Here is a 17,520-nt window from a genome sequence, read left to right as displayed (position 1 = left end):
CTGGAGCATTGCCCATCATTCTCGCTTACCTGGGAATTCGCCAACAGAGTCTAATTCCAGCCCACTACCGCAACAAGAAAGGCGGCCCGAAGGTCGCCTTGATTTCTCTAAGATAGCCCGGTATGCAGCGGGTGTCAACTTATGCTTTCGCCTGCTGGACACTGACCTGTCCGCTCTTCCAGCTGACCTTGTCCGCTTTGCCCCAGTGCGGCCAGAACTCCTGCGGCGTCTGACCCGGCACCTCGTAGCGCAGGTACAGGCACCCGGACTCGCTGCACGGCACGCCCCGGTTCATCTCGACGCGTGACAGTGCCGGGGACGGCAGCGCCTGGAAGTGCGGATCGGCCTGCAGCAGCGCGTGCGCCTTTGTGACGATCTCGCGCTCCTCGTCCGTCGGGGTCCCACCGGGCGTGCCGTCCGCCTGCGTGACCATCCAGGGGATGTCTGCGTGCTCTTCGGGACTGGGGGGGGTGGTCGGAGTGGTCTGATCCTGCACGGTGGCCTTCGTCTGGTCATCAGTCATGGATTACCTCGCGGCCCGGAAGCCCGCACTCTGTGCGGCGGCGGGCGTGGTGAAGCACGCTTCAGCGTGCGTGCGGCGGTAGTTCGGGTCGCCCTGCGGCAGGTGGTAGATCTTCCCGTTGCTGCCGATGTTGCCCTTGATGGGGGCGCTGGCCGGGCACGCACCACCGCTGGGCGCCACGCTGGCCGCCGTGGGGGCCGGGACCGGGGTGGTCGCGGCCACAGGAGGGCTGGGTGGTGTGCTGGTAGGCAGGACCGGGACGGTCGCGGCCCCGGACGTCTGACCGGGCTTCGGGGCGGGGGGCGGCGTCACGCCGCCCGGGAGGGGACCGACGTACTGGACGTACGCAGCCTGCCAGTTGCTGGCGATGGCCTGCTGCGCCTGCTGCAGGGTGATCTTCCCGCTGCACGCCAGGGCGTGCAGTTTGTTCTCGAGGGTGTCCTTGACGTGGGCGTTGAGGGGGTTGGTCTTGTAGCTCTCGGGCCAGAGGTTCCGCACGGAGTTGCTGCCGCCGAGTTCGAGGCTGATCAGGTGATCGATCTCGTACTCGCCGGACTCCCGGGAGGTGATGCCGTAACTGCGGTACACCTGTTCCTTGAGGGCCTGGGGGACGTTGCGGACGGTTTTGGTGTACCCACTGACGCAGACGACCCTGGGGTCGCTGGTGAGGACGTCGCCGGGTGTCCTGACAGGGTCAGGGTTGAGGGGCGCGTTGAGGTTGATGGCGAGGGCGGCGGGGGAGAGCGCCAGCAGCAGCAGTGCACTCAGGGATCGCATGCCCGCAGTGTGACAGACGAACGTATAGAACTCGCCTCGACAGGTGCCGGGCGCCCTCATGCTTGCTGGCGCTGACAGGGGCTGGAATCCGATCGGAACCACTGCTGATCAGAAACCACTGGACTGACTCCCCACCAAACTCCACCCACATCAATGTCGCTCTGGGCGGCCCTGTCAGGTGCCGCAGAAGGTGCGGTAACAGGCCGTGACTTCCGCGCTGGCCGGTGTGGCGTAACCCGCCTGTTCCGGCGTCTCGTCATACGGCCGCCGGAGGGCGGCCAGCAGCCGCCTGAACGGCTCGAGATCCCCGTGATCGGACGCCGCCGCCAGCGCCTCCTCCACCCGGTGGTTGCGCGGAATGACGACCGGACTCACCCGGCGCATGAGCCTGGCCCGTTCCGTCCAGTCCGCGGCCGTGTTGCCCTCACTCCCCGCCCGTTCCCGCCAGCGGGCCAGCCAGGTGTCCAGCGCCTGCGGGTCCGTGAACAACGCCCGGAGGGACCCCTCGTCCCCGCCTGCCGCGTCGGCCAGCCTCCGCCACCCGAGCGTGAAGTCCACCCGCTGCCCGTGCAGCAGGGTCAGCCAGTTCCCGGCGAGCGCGCGGTCCGTCGCGTCGTCCCCACCGTGCAGGCCCAGCTTCGCCCGCTGACCCGTCAGCAGCGCGTCCTCGTACCACACCGGGAAGGCGTCGATCACCCCGGTCGCCTGCAAGGTGGCCTCCGACACGGCCTCCTGACTGTCCTGCCCGGCGATTAGGGGCAGCAGCGTCTCGGCCAGTCGCGCCAGGTTCCAGCGCGTCACGGGCGGCTGGTTGCGGTAGGCGTACCGTCCACCGTGGTCGATGGAGCTGAACACCGCGTCCGGGTCGTACGCTTCCAGGAACGCGCACGGACCGTAGTCGATCGTCTCACCGGAGAGGGCGACGTTGTCGGTGTTCATCACGCCGTGAATGAACCCGACGTTCATCCACCCCGCCACCAGCGTCGCCTGCCGCTGCGCGACCCGGCGCAGCAGGCCGAGGTAACGGTCGTCCGTTCCAATCAGGTCGGGGTCGTGCCGCGCGATGGCGTAGTCAGCCAGCTGCCGGACGCGGTCCGTCTCGTGCCGGGCACTGAAGAATTCGAAGGTGCCGACCCGCAGGTGACTGGCGGCCACGCGGGTCAGGACCGCGCCGGGGAGGGCCCTCTCCCGGTGGACGGTCTCGCCGGTGGCCGTCACGGCGAGGGCGCGGGTGGTGGGGAGGCCGAGCGCGTGCATCGCCTCACCGATCAGGACTTCCCGCAGCATGGGCCCGACGGCAGCCTTGCCGTCGCCCCGTCGGGAAAAGGGCGTGCGCCCGGAACCTTTGAGCATGAGGTCGCGGCGCCTTCCGAACGGGTCGATGACCTCGCCGAGGAGCAGCGCACGGCCATCGCCGAGTTGCGGGGAGAACCCCCCGAACTGATGGCCCGCGTACGCCTGCGCGAGCGGCTCGGCCCCCCCGGGGACCTGGTTGCCAGCGAAGATGGCGGCCCCGTCAGGTCCGTCCAACTCCTCGGGATCAAGGCCCATCTCGAGAGCGAGGGTGCGGTTGAAGAACAGCAGGTGTGGCGCGGGCACGGTGGCCGGTTGCCAGGGCACGGCGAAGCCGGGCAGGTCCCGCGCGTAGGAGTTGTCGAACTGGAACGGGGAGAGGGGCATGGCAGACAGTCTGACGCCTCCCCGCACATCGACTGGACCCTGGACACAGTCCGGTGGCAGCAGCCGGATGACCGTACGCCTGACGGCCCATCTGGAACCGCACAGTGATCTCCCCACGGCCCCCCAGGGGAGAGCGCCAGCGCGGATGCACGAGGTGGTTCAGGGAATTCGCACCCGACGTCAGGCGGCGCAGCAGGGGGCCGTATTCATGAAGGCGCTGCCGGCCGTCCTCAAGGTGCAGACACGGCAAGCGGAGCAGCCCCGGCCTGACCCGCCTGCCACGGAAAGTCGTTGCTGCCGGTTCAGGTGTCCGGCGCGATCACGCGCCGCTGCACGTCGTCACCGGGCCGCACGAAGTGCCTGGCGTTGAGGGTGACCAGCCCCGTCACGTCGGCGTGCACGGCCGCCTGCGCGATCAGGGGGTCGTAGACTGCGCCGCCCTGCAGTCCCAGGTTGCGGCAGCGGGCCATGGCGTTCAGGTCGTCCGTCTCACCCAGCGGAAGCACGGTCCAGCGCACGGTCAGGTCGCTCAGTCCTTCCACGAACCGGGCACCTCGTTCAGCCGCTCGTTTCTCAGGTCCTGCACTGGATCGCCGGTGATGACGCCGTCCGCGCTGAGGATCAGGCAACCGTGATGCCGGTTGACCTGTGCGTCCCGCGCGGCGGGGCGCAGGTGGATGGCGCCGCCTTCGAGTTCGACTTCGAGCTGCGCGCCGGGCTGCAGGGCCAGCGCGTCACGCAGGGACCTGGGAATGAGGCTGCGGCCGAAGCGGTCGATCTCCAGGTATGCGCCCACACCTGTCAGTTTAGGTATTTCCTTGCCAATTCACTGCGGCGCCGGTCATGTGCCCTTGCCCGGACTTCCCCCACCGCCCGAAAGACCGCACAGTTGCACGGACGCCAGCACCGGAACAGTCCACAGGAAAGACCAGCCAGGAGAGAAAGTGATGCAGATGGGGGGAGGACGACGGGCTTCACGACGGCCCCGGAACGCCACGATGCAGGACGTGAGCATCCGGAACTCAAGTCCCGCCGCACGCGGCGGGACAGCCGATCGTCTACAGCGAGGACGGTCTGGCGGTCGAGTCCCATGACGGGCGCCGGGTCAGGACGGAACGCTCTGAAGTGCACGGCGACACGGGCGAGTTTGAACGGGACCGGTACGAGATCACGGCGCAGCGTCACGTGGCCTTCGTGGATGCTCATGCCACCCGCCACTGAATCCTGGCTGCGTGACCCGGACCCCGATCAGGAGTTCGCGGCCATGCGTTCGGCGAGCTCCAGCACGACCTTCGGGTTCAGCACACCCTTGAAGAACACCACGCGCTCCCCGAAATCGGTGGTCTTCACGCCCGCCTTCTCCAGGTTCAGCCGTTCCGACACCGCCACGATCACGTCCGTCCGCCCCGATCGCCGCAGCAGCTCGAACTTCTTCCGCAGGTACTCCGGCCGCCAGTACCCCACGATCTCCACCAGCACGCTCCGCCCGTCCGGGTGCACCAGCCGGAAGTCCGGGATGATCACCCCGCCCGGCACTGGCACCAGATCCACCTCCCGCTCCAGCGTCCACGGCGTGCCGAGCTTCTCGAACCGTTCCGCGAAACCGGACTCCAGGGCGCTGTCATGTTCCTGCGGTTCCTTGTAGTGGCTGACGTACCCGTCCTCGCTCGTCAGCTGGAACGACCACTCCTCATCCGAGGGGTCCACCCACGCCAGGTCCTTCCTGGGCTTGACGGCCGCCGTGAGGTCCCACCGCGTCACGTGCAGCAGGGCCGGCAGGAACTTCGCGAGCGCCAGCCCGTACCGGGTGGTGCTCCCGAACAGGCTCGTCGGGCCGTCCATCGTCAGGGTGAAGCCCGTGTCCGCGTCCCCCTCCACCGTCACCATCAACCCGAACAGCTTCGTGTACCGCAGCAGCTGCTTGTAGCGCGCCGGTTCGTTCCGGTGCGCGGTGATGATCAGGCTGTACGCCCGGTACAGCACCCCCTGCGCCTGCGCGAGTTCGAACCGCTGCAGCAGCGGCACCGGGTCCGGAGCCTCGAAGCTCACCAGCCGCTGCTGGTCCGGCAGGTCCGCGTACAGCAGGTCGAGCGCCTCCTCCGCACTGCCCAGCCCGAGACGGGTCGAGGCGTCCTCCAGGATGCGTGCCGATCTCGCCCGGCTGGGCGGCTGACCCTGCGCGAGGGAGAACACCGTCTCACGCACCGTGCCCGGCTCGACCGTGCCGCCCGTCTCGAACACCGCGTGGTCCTGGGCGAGCAGGTGCGCGAGACCCCGCACCACCCGGTAGTCGCTGCGGCCCGCCTCCAGTGCCCGCAAGTCCTCCTCGAGCTGCGCGCGCTTGTCGTTCACGTGCGCCTCGAACGCCCCACACAGCGCCGCCACCAGCGTCAGGTGACCGGGCGTGGGATTCAACCGCCTCGGCTCGACGATCCCCGCCTTGACGCGGAACATCAGCAGTTCAGTCGGGAGCATTCACCGACTCCCACACCGGACCCGCCTGACTTCCCGGCGTCCACTGCCCCCGGCGCTGCTGACTCACGCGTTCCTCGCTGGTGCCCTCGGTGACCACCTCGTACAGCGTCGCCTTCTTCCCCCTGGCCCGCCGCAGGATCCGCCCGAGCCGCTGGGTCTGCTCGCGCTCGGTGGCGGTGCCGCTCAGGATCACCGCCACACTCGCCTCCGGCACGTCCACGCCCTCGTTCAGCACACGGCTCGTCACGAGCACCTGGTACGCACCGGACCGGAAGCGTTCGAGCACGGCGTGGCGTTCCTTGACGGGCGTCTGGTGCGTGATGGACGGGATCAAAAACTCCCGGCTGACGCGGTACACGGTGGCGTTGTCATCCGTGAAGATCAGGGTGCGTTCGCCGGCGTGGTTCGCGAGGATCTCCTCCAGCACCCGCAGCTTCCCGTCCGTGCCGTACGCGAGGCTCTTCGCCTGCCGGTGGGCCAGCATGGCGCGGCGGCCGTCCGGGGTGCCGCTGCTGCGCAGGAACTGCTGCCAGCCGTCCAGAGAGCCGAGCTGGATGCTCATCTTGAACAGGAAGCGGTTACGGAACGCGATCAGCTCGTCGTACTGCTGGCGTTCCGCCGGGCTGAGCCGCACTAGGATCTGCACCTCACGGTAATCGGCCAGCGCCCCGCCGCGCAGGTCCTCGGGACGCCGCCGGTACACGACGCTGCCGATCAATGTGTCCAGGTCCGCTTCGCGGCCGTCGGAGCGGGCGGGCGTGGCGGTGAGGCCCAGGCGGTACGGGGCGAGGCTCATCTCGGCGATGGCGCGCGTGAAATCGCTCGGCAGGTGGTGCGCTTCGTCGAACACGATCAGGCCGTACCGGTCGGCGAGGCGTTCGGCGTGAATGGCGGCGGAATCGTAGGTGCTGACGAGGACGGGCGTCTCGTCGTGACTGCCGCCACCGAGCAGACCGACGCTGGCGTCGGGGAACGCGGCGAGCAGCCCGGCGTACCACTGGTGCAGCAGGTCGAGGGTCGGCACGCAGATCAGGGTGCTGCGCGGCGTGTCACGCATGGCGAGCTGCGCGACGAGGGTCTTGCCGGCACCGGTGGGGAGGACGATCACGCCCTGACGCCCGGCGCGCTTCCAGGCGGTGAGGGCTTCCGTCTGGTGCGGGTAGGGGGTGACGTCCCGCCCGAAGGTCAGGTCGAGCTTCTGGAAGGCGGCCGCCTCGTCCCGGTACGGGGCGGCGTGGGCGCGCAGCACCTCGCTGATTTCGCGGTAGGCGCGGCCGGGAGCGCGGTACACCTGACCGCGGGCGTCCCAGGTGAAGAGGGAGCGGACGACGTCCGGCACGTCACTCATCACGAGGGTGCCGCGGTCGTGTCGGAGAAGAGGAACCACGAACTCAACGATAGCGGCCCGCCGTGAGGAAAACGCCCCGCGCCCGTCCCGGCGGGTCGCGGACGCGCGTGCAGCGCACCGAAGGCTCCGGCACACTGAATCCCTGGCCCGAACGCAGATGACGTTCAGGCCGCCGTTCCCCGCTGGTACCGTGAAGCATGAACCGCAGTGACGCCGGACCCGCAGGGCCTGCCCTCCTTCACCAGCACCCACAGCACGAACGTGGTGCAGCCCTGCTCGCCGCGCTGTCCCGCGACCCGGCCTTCACCACCGATCACGTCCACCTCAACAGCATGCACCTCACCGTCCTGCCCAACACCCTGCACAGGTGCAGGAGAGCGCGCGTGTTCAGCGCGTACAACAACCACCTCACCGGCGTGCCCGACTGGCTGTGGACCTTCACCGACCTGCGCACCCTCAACCTCTCCGCCAACGCCTTCGATGTCCTCCCGGACGCCCTCGGGCAACTGACGGCGCTCGGGATGCTCGACCTCGGGCACAACGCCCTGAATCACCTGCCGGACGTCTTCGGGACCCTGCACGCCCTGCAGTTCCTGTACCTCAGCAACAACCGCCTGCGCCACCTCCCGGCGTCGATGCGTTCCCTCACGGCCCTGCAGTACCTGAACGTCACCGACAACGCCCTGGACCACCTGCCGGACTGGATGGGCGAACTGGGTGAACTCGAGGAGGTCCGGGCATACAACAACCGGATGACGGTCCTGCCGGACAGCATCGGCGAACTCGGGTCCCTGCGCGAACTTCACCTGATGAACAACCGGCTCTCCAGGGCGCCGGAAAGCCTCGGGCAGTGCGCGCAGCTGGAGAAGCTGTCGCTGCAGGGCAACGCCCTGACCGGGTTGCCGGAGAGCCTCGGGAACCTGGAGCGGCTGACGGAACTCGACCTGCGGTTCAACGCGCTGGAGGCACTGCCGGCCTCGCTCGAACAGTGGACGGCCCTGCGGGTGCTCGACCTGCGCGCCAACGCCCTGTCGGTGCTGCCGGAGTGGCTGGCACGGCTCCCGAACCTCGAACGGCTGGATGTACGGTGGAACAGGCTGACCCGTCTGCCGGAAGCCTTCAGCGCCCTGCGCGAGCGCGGCTGCCTGATCTACGCGTGATCCCTGCGCGGCAGGACGGTCACCGCATCCACCCTCGACCATCAACAGCACCCCCGGAGGCTGCGTGGGGCGTGCTGGGGCAAGAATGCGACGAGGCTGCTGGGATGTCCGGACGGAGACGGGGCGTCTGCGAGGATGGGTGTCGGATGGTCATCGAGTCCGCAGACGTCTCCGTACGTGCCGCCGGCGTCGGTGATGTTGACGAAGCGAGCGAGTGCAGGGCTTTCAGTCTCAGGAAGCATGCACGGGGCTTGCCGTGGCACACCGTCCCATGGAGTGCTTGAATGGGAGGTACGGGGGTTCAAGGAGATGCCGGAGAGTTACCCGCTCGTGTGGACGTGGATGCTGCTCGCCCTGTCGGCCCTGTTCGTGGGGGTGTTCGTGTCGGCCACGTGGGCGCACGGGACCGTGTTCGAATTCCAGCAGGGCCTCTGCGTGGTGATGGTGGGCGTGCTGTACAGCGTCTGGAAACGCACCGTCCCTGCGCGCCCGCGCTGAATCTTGAGCGGAGGGCCCGCATGTATCGTGCGGGGCCTGCAGACGCTTGCCCCCACCCCGGAGACGACCTAGCCCGCGACGTTGAGGATCTGTGTGCGCGGTCCAGCGCGTGTTCTCTTCCCGCACATCGGTGTTGAAACGCGGCGGCCCGCGACGGTGCGGGACTGAGCAGACATGAAGAATGCGCCGCTCCCTGTCGAGGGATGCGGCGCGTCTCAGGTTCCGGGTTCAGTGGGCGAGTGGGAGGGGGCGGAGGTACGGGTAGGCCTTCGCCGCGCGCTTCACGCCGCGGTAGTTGTGGAGTCGCCCGACCTGGCGCCTGAACTCCTCGACCGTCACTTCCCGCGCGAGGTTGTCCCGGTCGTACAGCAGGTGCGACAGGTACGTGGAGTCGCCCTTGAAGGTCTTCGTGCCGCGCTGAAACACCTTGACCTTCAGTCCGCCGCGGGGGGTCGGTTCGAGTTTGACGGGCAGGCCGTCGTACACGTAGTACTGCGGGGTTTTGATTCGGTTCACTGCGGTCCTCCGTTCTCGGCGTCGAGAATCGCCTGCCAGATCTCAGTGTACATCTGGCGACTTGCCGCGTTCAGCGCGAGCACCACGATCTCCTCCGGCACGTCCAGCTCGTCGGAGGCGGCGGCCAGGATACCGCGGCTGATCTCGTACACGCGGTGCTCGTACCGGTCGATGTGGTCGAACTGGGCGTGCACGATCTTCAGTTCCGCGAGGTGTGCCCCGAGATCGACCGTGAACTGCAGGTCGCCATACCCGGAGTTCGCTCGTTCGATCATGCGGTCCCGGAAGCCGACTACGTGGAAGGCGTTCGGGACGAGGACGGCCGCGTCGTACATCTGATCGACGCTGGTCGCGGTGAGTGTCGCGGCGAGCAGGTCGACAGGAACGCGGTCCGGCGCGTTCTTCATTTTTTCGACGCTGCGGTTGGCGTCCTTGACGGTGCCGGGCCGGGTGCGGGACGTGAGGCCGTGCGCGTCCGCGAACGCCCGTACCTGCGCGTAGTACGTGTCGGCGTCCGTTCTGGCCTGCCAGTACGCCAGGACGAGGTTCTTCTGGTGCTGCCCGGGTGCCAGGTGGTGCGGGGTGGCGCGCGTCAGGTCGAGGCTGATGCGTGCCTGCCGGTCCGTGAGGCCCGCCCGGCGTGCCCGGTTCAGGGATGCGCGGTCGTCGGCGGTGTGGTCGGTCATGCGTCCGCCGAGTGTACCGTGCGTCGCCGTTCGGCTGAAATCCGAGCGCGGCGTTATACCGTTCGGGCAGGTCTCCAGCAAGGTTCTGCTCGGCCCGTGGGGCCCGCTCGTACGCGCTTATCAGCCGGTCCATCAGGGCGTGCGGTCCACGTCGTGCAGGTGACTTCCAACGCAGTGAGTCGAGCGAGCACCCGGAACTGCGTACCTTCAAGCTCGCCGTAACGGCCGACCTGGGGGATCGTCCGTCACGGTGGAGATCGACCTGCTGATCCCGGACGGCGTGACGCTGACCAGACACCGGCCGCTGTGGGTCCGGGGGCTGCGGACCATGGCGATGAGAGGCGTCGGCCAGGTGCTCCGGCATGGGGCGGAGCCGCGGATCGTCAGGCGGACCCGGGATGTCTGGCGCTGCTGGGTCGCCGGGAACCGAAGGACGCTTACGACATCTACTCCATGATTCGGAACTTTGAGGAGGGCGCAGGCGCGCTGGGGCGCCGGCGCCGGGCCTTGCCGGGTGATGTAGACGCCCGGTGAACTTACTGGGAGATCGCCCTGAAGTTCGCTGAGACGGACAGCTACAGGCCCTGAGAGGTTCTCGATTTCCTGCGGGGCGGCTGCGAAAAGACTGAAGTGGTTCTGGATGGCGTGAGTATATGGCGGCCGAAGGACGGAAGCTTATTCGGGCTGTGCTCTTCTGGCAAGTTATTTTTCAGAGTATGTTCTTCGTGCCGGGCAGAGCAACTGTGGTCCGGAAGGGTTGGGTACGCCCAGGAAAATGTGTAAGTGTACCGAGATGGGTTCCCCTGATGGCCCTAATTGGAAATTCGTGCTGGCCCGGGCTTCGCTGATCAATGAGAGGCACTCCGAAACATCACTTATAGCCTATATACTTCCGTCCCGAAAAACTTCTTCATTGTCTGGTGCGTTCGCCTCACCCGATCCGTTTTCAACTGGCCCACAACATGCGGGCCTTCAGGAAACAGGTCGGGATGACCCAGGAACAACTCGCGGCCTCCGCCGGACTTCACGTCACCTACGTGAACGAGATCGAGCGAGGCAAGAGAAACGTTGCGATCGACAACATCGGCAGGATCGCCGAAGCGCTCAACGTCGCACCAGCGTTACTGCTTTCGTCCGCAGAACCTGACCTGTAACGTCTGCCAGACGTGTGTCGACGGATGCGGCTTCCTGCCGTACATGGCCGCCAGGTGTCGTGCCTGATGGACAGCCCGGGGTTGAGATTCGGGGTCAGGACCGAACGGCATGCCCGATCACGTGCTCGCAGGGAGCTGGTCTGGATTGATCGGAAGTTCCGGTTGATTCGTGACTGAGCCGGGCGGGAAGAATTCGAAATCCGTCTGTCGTGGCGCATGCAGCTGCAGCGTGTTCAGGGTCTTGAGGAGTGCCTGCGTGAACTTGTAGATCGACGTGGCCATCAGTACGGGTGTCACGTTGAGAATCTTGCAGAGTTCCATCGCAGAGGCCGCTGGGTATTCCTGCGCGATCACTGTCATCTTCGTCCACTCGGCTTCTTTGGTGGTGTTCGTCCCGGTCGGGGGTGACGAAGTCCCATTCTGACGAATCAGGTAGAGGTTCCAGTTCTCGATCAGCATCTGCCAGTGCAGTGCGCCCGGGACGGAGGGCTGTGGGGTGATGCCAGGCAGGATATTCGAGGCCAGGGCGTACAACGTGTTGTAGATCAGGTGGTCAAATTCGTTCATCGGTCGGAAGCGGTATACGACCGGGGCGGGAAGTTCATGGCTATATCGGCTGATCACCAGCTGCTCGAGAAGGGAGCCGCAGGCGATCAGGGAAGGTGCGGCCCGGTGTGGGGCCTGGGGAAGAAGGTGGACGGCGTTCAGGAGCAGCCACTCCATTTCCCTCGTCAGGGTCGAGGGGTTATTGCCGACGAGTTGAAGGCGCTGTCTGACTTCCAGCGGGAGCTCGGAGAGCGGGTGGTGATCCTGGGTCAGGAGGGTGGTGCCAATCCCGACGATCAACCGCGAGAGCTTGAGGCAGTCTTCGGCTTGACTTGCCAGCAGTGATTCGCCGGGATCGAGCCCTTCGAGGAGATTGAGTGCCCGGTAGGCGGAGAGTACGGCGCGGGCGCCTGCCATGACGGCGTTTGGGTTCGTGGGATTGCCCTCGTTTGGCAGGCGGGCTGATGAAGACACGGCTCAAAATATCACTTATAGTCTATTTTTGTTCGGCGATCGGCGTACCCCTGATGCGCCAAGCATTGACAGGCAGCGGAGAGGGGCGACACCGACGATGTCGCCCCTCTCCGCTGCCTGCCGCCGTGCGGCCACCGCTCAGCTCTTCTTGCCCTTCAACCTGGCGAAGCCCCGCAGGGCCAGCTGACTGACCAGCAGATCGGTGGACTTGTGATCCCCAACCACCAGAGCAACAGCAATAATCGCCTTGATGCGAGGGTCGGTCCACATGGCCGGGTACGCTTTGTCCACATCGGTGGTGCTGAGGCGAACAGCCTGTTCCATGCCCCAGATGTGCAGGTCCTGCCGGAGCCTGAACCGCTCCGCTGCGGAGGCCTGGACTGGTCCTGGTTTTGCCTTGCCGCGAACTGAATCAGAAATCACGAGTTCAGCCGCTCCATCGGCGGGCAGGCTCGAAGGATGAAAAAGCACCGTGAGCGCTTTGGTGCTGATCAGTCGAAGTGAGCCTGAACCTGCATCGAGGACAGGAGAAATCGCAGTTTGACGCAGGCACGCCCGCCTCAGCACTTGTATCAGGTCGACCGTAAGAGGAGCTTCCCCCTGTTCATCGCCTCTCACAATCACGAGCCCCCCCGAAGAATGCAGTGCGCTCGTCAGGACGTCCAGACCCACCTGAACCGGGAGCTCAACGGCGTTACAGCCGAGCGCGTGAAGTTCCATAGCCAGCCGATCCTGCACGTGCGGGAGATCCACGCGAACGACTGGCAGCACAGGAAAGATCGCCTGAACATACGAAAGGAAAAGAGTGTACGCCAGAATCAGGCTTTCTTCCTGCTGCAGTTCAGGGACGGACGTCGACAGTGCCTGACGCACTGCATCCAGCAGCTCACGCCCAGTCCGGGATCCTGCCGGACGCCGGTTGATCTGGCCCGTCTGGAAAGCTTCGATCGCCTTATGGCTGAAGGTCACCACGGATGCCGGCGTGGCGGGCAGGTCTTCTATGAGCGAGCCGTCGTCGAGCATCAGAGTCGGTCCCCCATCCATCGGGCGCGCCGGGAGTGGCACGACCCTGAGAACCTTCCCGTCGCTACGCAGAACACAGCGTTCGATCGTCGGAAGGGGCACCTCAGATTCCATCAGTGACATCGTCGGGCTGGCCGCCCTGTACCGGTAGAAGGGGTAGTGGAGGGCCCCGTTGCTGAAGGTCATGTTGACGTCCAGCAGGGCATTGGTCGGCACCTCTTCGAGTGGGGGCGCGGGTTCGCTCTCCTCGGTCAAGGGGAGGCCTGCGGTCTGGAGTTGCTTGACGAGCAGTTCGTCCGTGCCTCCAAGAGCCATGAATCCACGCCAGGTCTGGCCAGTGGGGGGAAGGAGCAGGTGGAGTTGTCTTGAGGCCATCCCGATACTTGCGTGGGCTTCCGTGAGCAGTTCAGCCTGTACTTCGTTGTCGCAGGCGAAGTAGATCTCCTGCCAGGTCGCCCAGAAGTTCGGATCCGTCCATTCCTCCGGCAGGGTGTCGGGGTTGCTGCTGGTGATCAGGCAGACCTGCTGGGCGAGTGACGTGCCGGCGATGAACTGCGCGAACCGCCAGGTCATGGTGAAGCCGTGGCAGATGATGACGATGGGTTGCTGCTGGATGGGCGTAGCCCAGTACGTGGTCGGTGGGCCGAGCGTCCACGTGTTTCTGGGTGGGCCGGTGAACCGTGTGATGCCGGGCAGACCATGGTAGATGCGGCGTGTTCTTGGCTGCCCGGATGCGTCGATCAGAGGGAAAATCAATGCACGTGAGTAATTCTGGCCGCTTTTCAGGCCGAAATGGAACCTGCGGGCAGTCTGTAAGTTGAACGCTTCGTTTTCGAGCCACCGCATCACGGCGGCGTCTCTGACGAAGTGTTGACTGTCGGTACGTAGGGTGTGGTCGTGTGCGTAGTCGACACGTGCTCCTCTGTGTCCACGTGGCTCCGAGAGTTGATCTGCGGTGATGGCAGCGACGTCTGCCTCCAGGTCGAGGGACTTCCGCTTGAGACTTCGTGGTTGAAGTTCATGTGCGGTACTTCTGGCAGTGGTGAATGCGTTGCCGTAGAGGAGATTCTGGGTGATGTGGGTGGTGGCGGGGTCGACAGTGATGACACGAGCTGTAAAAGTGCTTTTTCCCTGATGATGAGGCTGATCGTTCATTTTAATCTTCCTTCCAGGGCTTTGCGGCGATTGATGTTGTTCTGAATGGCTTCCTGGCAACCTTCGCTCGGCAGGTAGGCCGAGTAGAATTTCAGGACGGAAGTTAGGGTATCGAGGAGCAGGTCAGCTGCGAGTTGGGGCGACTTGTAGAGTCTCAGTATGGTGGTGGCGCAGATGTGCCTGAAGCTGTGGACGCCGAACAACAGTGGTCTGGCTATTCCCATTTCGTCACAGACTGGATGTAAATATCGCTCTTGCCATTTTTTGCAGCTATCGATTAGAGTAGATTCGCTATTGTAAAACATGACTCCATTTTTTAATCCAAGAAGGGGTAAATAGGCTCTAACGTATAATTTTATCAGATCTATCAATTCTTTTTGGTCGGAATACTTTATAGGAAAAAATATAGGTTCACCTTTGTATTTCATTTTCTTGAACATACGGGAATTTCTGTTTTTAAAATCTTCGACCGGAATTTGTATAACAAGATCTCCAGATTCAGAGAGATGAATATGACCAGAATTGTCGATAGAGTATCTCATATTAAGCCAATGTGACCTCCTCAACGGCCATAGACTAATCAAATAAACGAAAATAAGATCCCTCATAAGTCTTGCCGTAGTAATATCTGGTGGAGATCTTTTAATTAAAAGTATTTCTCTCATATTTTTAATTAGGGCAATTGAGATAGGCTCAGACGGATCATGAAGTTCCAGAAGAGATGAAATAGGTAGAAAAGGATTTCTAGTCATTCCTATTTTCCGTAATTCGATTTCGTATTTTTCCGTAATCTTTTTTGTGTGAGAGGCAGTTTTATCGAAATAATCTTGCTTTGCTAGATTAGTGAATATAACCTTTTCGTCCAGCGTCAATAGATTAAAAATATTCGATCCTACTTCTGAGAGCTCAGCTTTTCTAAGAGAAAATTTTATATCTCCTGTTTCATTATATTCTTTCTCCAGAATATCTAGAATTCCTCTTCTTGCTGATCTTTGCGCCGAATTTCTTACTTCATCGTGATGTGAATTTAAAGGATCCGCGTATAAATTTAGCCATTCTGTTTCGCTACTAAAGGCCTGAGTTATAGTTCTGAGAGTATCGATAATCGTTAAGGTTATACTCCCTCTCCTCGAAATCATAAATTTTACAAATCGCTCGGTATTTTTCGGGTTTATAATGTCAGATAAGTTCTGTGAAATCTCACAGTAACTTACAGCGACCCCCGACTCCATTCTACTTTCTATCTTATCAATACTCCCAAAATATCGAGATAAATCTGTGAGCCTTTTCAACTTTGTGGGATTGCTCAGTTCGATATTGGATTTTTCGTAGTCTTTTTGAAAATCTTTAAAAAATTGAGTAGATTTTTCGAATTTGAAGACGTACCCAATTTTATTTGAAGAGTTTAGTATCTTCCTTTGTTTTTTGGCAGCGTTCACTCCATAATGAATAACCGCGTTGTCGATCTCCTTTTTATAAATTACGTCCTTACTTTTCGCCTTGTTGCTTGAAACTATAAGATATTTTTTTACGGTTGACATTATCGTATCTGTAAAACCCCGAGAATCTCTCTCAGATTTTTTCAGTTTCATTAGCCGTGAATAAGAATCTATTGAAATACGATCACTTATACCAAAAAACTCCTTCTGACAAGTTAGGTACTTTTTAAGATTGGAAATATATGTTTTGGTTGAACCTTTCGCTAGATCTAAATCATTTGAAGAAAACTTAATCAGCTTTTCAACAGAAAGATCTACTTCGCTGTACGTTGGCGCGCCCAAAATATTTTGCATCCATTGCCCGCCGCGTCTGGTCATATATTTAGGCTGCGCACAAAAAGTTCGCTTTGTCAACTCGGGCGGATTTCACGCAGGCCTACCATCTGCCAAGCCGTATTGGATTCCAATTGCCTTCATGTTTCCTAAAAATTTTAGCTTTGGACTAGTATTTTGAATTAAGTTGTGGTAAAATGTTCCCAGCCTCGTTCCTGGAGGCCGTCTAGCATTGTCCAAATTTAACTCTCGATAGAATGCTAAAGTACAAGCCATGAACCGCCAGATAAAAAGTGCGGAATGAGTCCATACAGAACGCACGGACGCATGGTTGCGCAGCTTCTCGGACAAGAAATTAGAGCTTTGTGCTGTGATATGCCGTAAGGCAATTTTACTTCCTTTAGAAAGCATCTATATTTTACAGTCTTATTTTTTTCGCCGGACAGTAAAAAACACAAAATATCGTAGGCCTGTTGCTCCCGCTCCAGGAGCGAAAAAACGCTGGTTTGGAAGAAGATTCAAATCCAGCTACCTGATCATCGACGTGGTTAGGATAATTATTGGTCAGCAGTCAGCGAATATTCGATGAGCCGCACTGGGAGAGGAAAAATTTCTCCGTCGTAAAAATAGATTCCTTGGTTCCAGGCTGCTGATTTGAAGTTATTTTTTGACTGATAGATTGAGGGTTTTACAGCCATGTGCTTGACTCCCGTCCGGTGTGCGGAATACTGCTCCACCCACCGCTTTTTCTGGCATTTGGGAGTAAATTTGACAGTACCTGAGGTACCGTTCAACTGCGGAATGGGTTAAAAGCCTGCGCTCAAAACCGGTTTGGGTAGAGTGGCTGAATGCCCGAGGTCGGTGATTAGCGGTCGTCTGAAATCAAGGACCCGGTCAGCGCATCAGGCCAGTTAGGACCGCGACGGGGTCCTGGCCGCGCAACCGCGCGGTCTCCACCGTGGAATTGATCCACATGTTACGTCTGTGCACCCACCGCGTTCTTGCTGCACTGCAAGACCTTCCTCGCCATCACCACCGTCCGCAGGCTCCATCTCGCTGTGTTGTTTGTTGGTGGAATGTCCGGGTCCTTCAAACCGTCACACTCGGTCCAGCAAGCTCTGCGTCAGGATTCCCAGTCGGAGTCGCTCGTTCACCTTCGACTTCAGCGGCGCCCGGTTCAGCAGCGTGTCCAGACGCAGGGTGAGGAACTCACCCTACTGCGTGTACTCCCCTCGTACACGCTCCCTTCGTCACGTCCCGGTGCAGTCGGGTGCTGTCCCGGAAGACCTGCGCCACCCGCTGCCCATTCAGTCTTCGAGAACGCGTGGGTGAATAGCACGTGGATGCGCGTGGTCGTGACCCTGTCACCCGCGGGTGACAGGGTCATCGCCGCTTCGGATTGACCCGTACTGGACACACGTTTGACCGACCAGAAACGCTGGTGCGTATGCTCACCCATTCGGGCCACCCGCGCTCAGTCGACGTGGCCACCTGTGCTGAGCTGATCGGGCCACCGGCGCTCGGGTTATCGGTCCACCTCTCTGCCAGCACACGAGACTCCACGGTCATCCTGAAGGATGACCAAAAAAGAGAGTGTCGATGCGAAAAATCCGGGATGTCCTTCGACTTAAGTTCGACCACCACCTCAGCGACCGAGACATCGGTCGCAGTGTCAGGCTGGGACGAACTACCGTCCAGAACTACGTCAAACGCGCCCTGAACGCTGGACTGGT

Annotated in this window: 15 protein-coding genes; 3 read left to right on the top strand and 12 right to left on the bottom strand. The window is 61.8% G+C overall.

Annotated elements, in window-relative coordinates; genetic code table 11:
* Positions 1-139: 139 nt before the first annotated feature.
* The 7 genes from IEY33_RS16940 to IEY33_RS16910 all read right to left on the bottom strand — a co-directional run bounded on the left by IEY33_RS16940 (position 140) and on the right by IEY33_RS16910 (position 6,842).
* Positions 140-523, bottom strand: coding sequence for a hypothetical protein (locus tag IEY33_RS16940; protein ID WP_188964477.1), 384 nt, complete (start codon positions 521-523; stop codon positions 140-142).
* A gap of 3 nt (positions 524-526) precedes the next feature.
* Positions 527-1,300 (bottom strand): sunset domain-containing protein, encoded by a 774-nt coding sequence (locus IEY33_RS16935; RefSeq protein WP_188964476.1) that lies wholly within the window; start codon positions 1,298-1,300, stop codon positions 527-529.
* A gap of 174 nt (positions 1,301-1,474) precedes the next feature.
* The gene (locus tag IEY33_RS16930; protein WP_188964475.1) at positions 1,475-2,980 is read right to left on the bottom strand and encodes a protein adenylyltransferase SelO; all 1,506 of its coding nucleotides are present in this window, start codon (positions 2,978-2,980) and stop codon (positions 1,475-1,477) included.
* Positions 2,981-3,282: 302 nt separating this feature from the next.
* Positions 3,283-3,522, bottom strand: a complete 240-nt coding sequence (locus IEY33_RS16925; protein WP_188964474.1) for a PIN domain-containing protein — start codon at positions 3,520-3,522, stop codon at positions 3,283-3,285.
* Entirely contained in the window at positions 3,510-3,776 is a 267-nt protein-coding gene (locus tag IEY33_RS16920) for an AbrB/MazE/SpoVT family DNA-binding domain-containing protein (protein ID WP_188964473.1), read from the bottom strand. The genes IEY33_RS16925 and IEY33_RS16920 overlap by 13 nt, the downstream gene beginning before the upstream one ends.
* 452 nt (positions 3,777-4,228) lie before the next feature.
* Positions 4,229-5,455, bottom strand: coding sequence for a DUF790 family protein (locus IEY33_RS16915; RefSeq protein ID WP_188964472.1), 1,227 nt, complete (start codon positions 5,453-5,455; stop codon positions 4,229-4,231).
* Positions 5,442-6,842 carry a DEAD/DEAH box helicase gene (locus tag IEY33_RS16910; protein ID WP_188964471.1) on the bottom strand — a complete coding sequence of 467 codons (1,401 nt, stop codon included), beginning with the start codon at positions 6,840-6,842 and terminating at the stop codon, positions 5,442-5,444. Before IEY33_RS16910 ends, IEY33_RS16915 begins: the two co-directional genes overlap by 14 nt.
* Before the next feature lie 158 nt (positions 6,843-7,000).
* Here IEY33_RS16910 and IEY33_RS16905 point away from each other — a divergent pair, with 158 nt between their 5' ends.
* Both IEY33_RS16905 and IEY33_RS16900 read left to right on the top strand, forming a co-directional pair.
* Complete coding sequence (locus IEY33_RS16905) at positions 7,001-7,963, top strand: leucine-rich repeat domain-containing protein (RefSeq protein WP_188964470.1); 963 nt, start codon at positions 7,001-7,003, stop codon at positions 7,961-7,963.
* Positions 7,964-8,239: 276 nt separating this feature from the next.
* Complete coding sequence (locus IEY33_RS16900; protein WP_188964469.1) at positions 8,240-8,461, top strand: hypothetical protein; 222 nt, start codon at positions 8,240-8,242, stop codon at positions 8,459-8,461.
* Between the two features lie 228 nt (positions 8,462-8,689).
* Here the strand turns inward: IEY33_RS16900 and IEY33_RS16895 are convergent, their stop codons facing one another.
* Both IEY33_RS16895 and IEY33_RS16890 read right to left on the bottom strand, forming a co-directional pair.
* A complete protein-coding gene (locus IEY33_RS16895; protein ID WP_188964468.1) occupies positions 8,690-8,977 on the bottom strand; it encodes a hypothetical protein in 288 nt (95 codons plus the stop codon).
* A complete protein-coding gene (locus tag IEY33_RS16890; protein WP_188964467.1) occupies positions 8,974-9,663 on the bottom strand; it encodes a hypothetical protein in 690 nt (229 codons plus the stop codon). The genes IEY33_RS16895 and IEY33_RS16890 overlap by 4 nt, the downstream gene beginning before the upstream one ends.
* A gap of 920 nt (positions 9,664-10,583) precedes the next feature.
* On the opposite strand from IEY33_RS16890, the gene IEY33_RS16885 reads away from it, so the two are divergent.
* Positions 10,584-10,817 (top strand): helix-turn-helix domain-containing protein, encoded by a 234-nt coding sequence (locus tag IEY33_RS16885; protein WP_229671109.1) that lies wholly within the window; start codon positions 10,584-10,586, stop codon positions 10,815-10,817.
* A gap of 117 nt (positions 10,818-10,934) precedes the next feature.
* Here the strand turns inward: IEY33_RS16885 and IEY33_RS16880 are convergent, their stop codons facing one another.
* The 3 genes from IEY33_RS16880 to IEY33_RS16870 form a co-directional block, all read right to left on the bottom strand.
* Entirely contained in the window at positions 10,935-11,837 is a 903-nt protein-coding gene (locus tag IEY33_RS16880) for a hypothetical protein (protein WP_188964466.1), read from the bottom strand.
* Positions 11,838-11,975: 138 nt separating this feature from the next.
* Positions 11,976-14,015, bottom strand: coding sequence for a hypothetical protein (locus IEY33_RS16875; protein WP_188964465.1), 2,040 nt, complete (start codon positions 14,013-14,015; stop codon positions 11,976-11,978).
* The gene (locus IEY33_RS16870) at positions 14,012-15,832 is read right to left on the bottom strand and encodes a site-specific integrase (RefSeq protein ID WP_188964464.1); all 1,821 of its coding nucleotides are present in this window, start codon (positions 15,830-15,832) and stop codon (positions 14,012-14,014) included. The genes IEY33_RS16875 and IEY33_RS16870 overlap by 4 nt, the downstream gene beginning before the upstream one ends.
* Between the last annotated feature and the right edge of the window lie 1,688 nt (positions 15,833-17,520).

This window comes from Deinococcus aquiradiocola (assembly GCF_014646915.1).
Lineage (GTDB): Bacteria > Deinococcota > Deinococci > Deinococcales > Deinococcaceae > Deinococcus > Deinococcus aquiradiocola.
The sequence above is the reverse complement of the archived record's forward strand: the minus strand, read 5'-3'. Positions and strand labels throughout refer to the sequence as shown.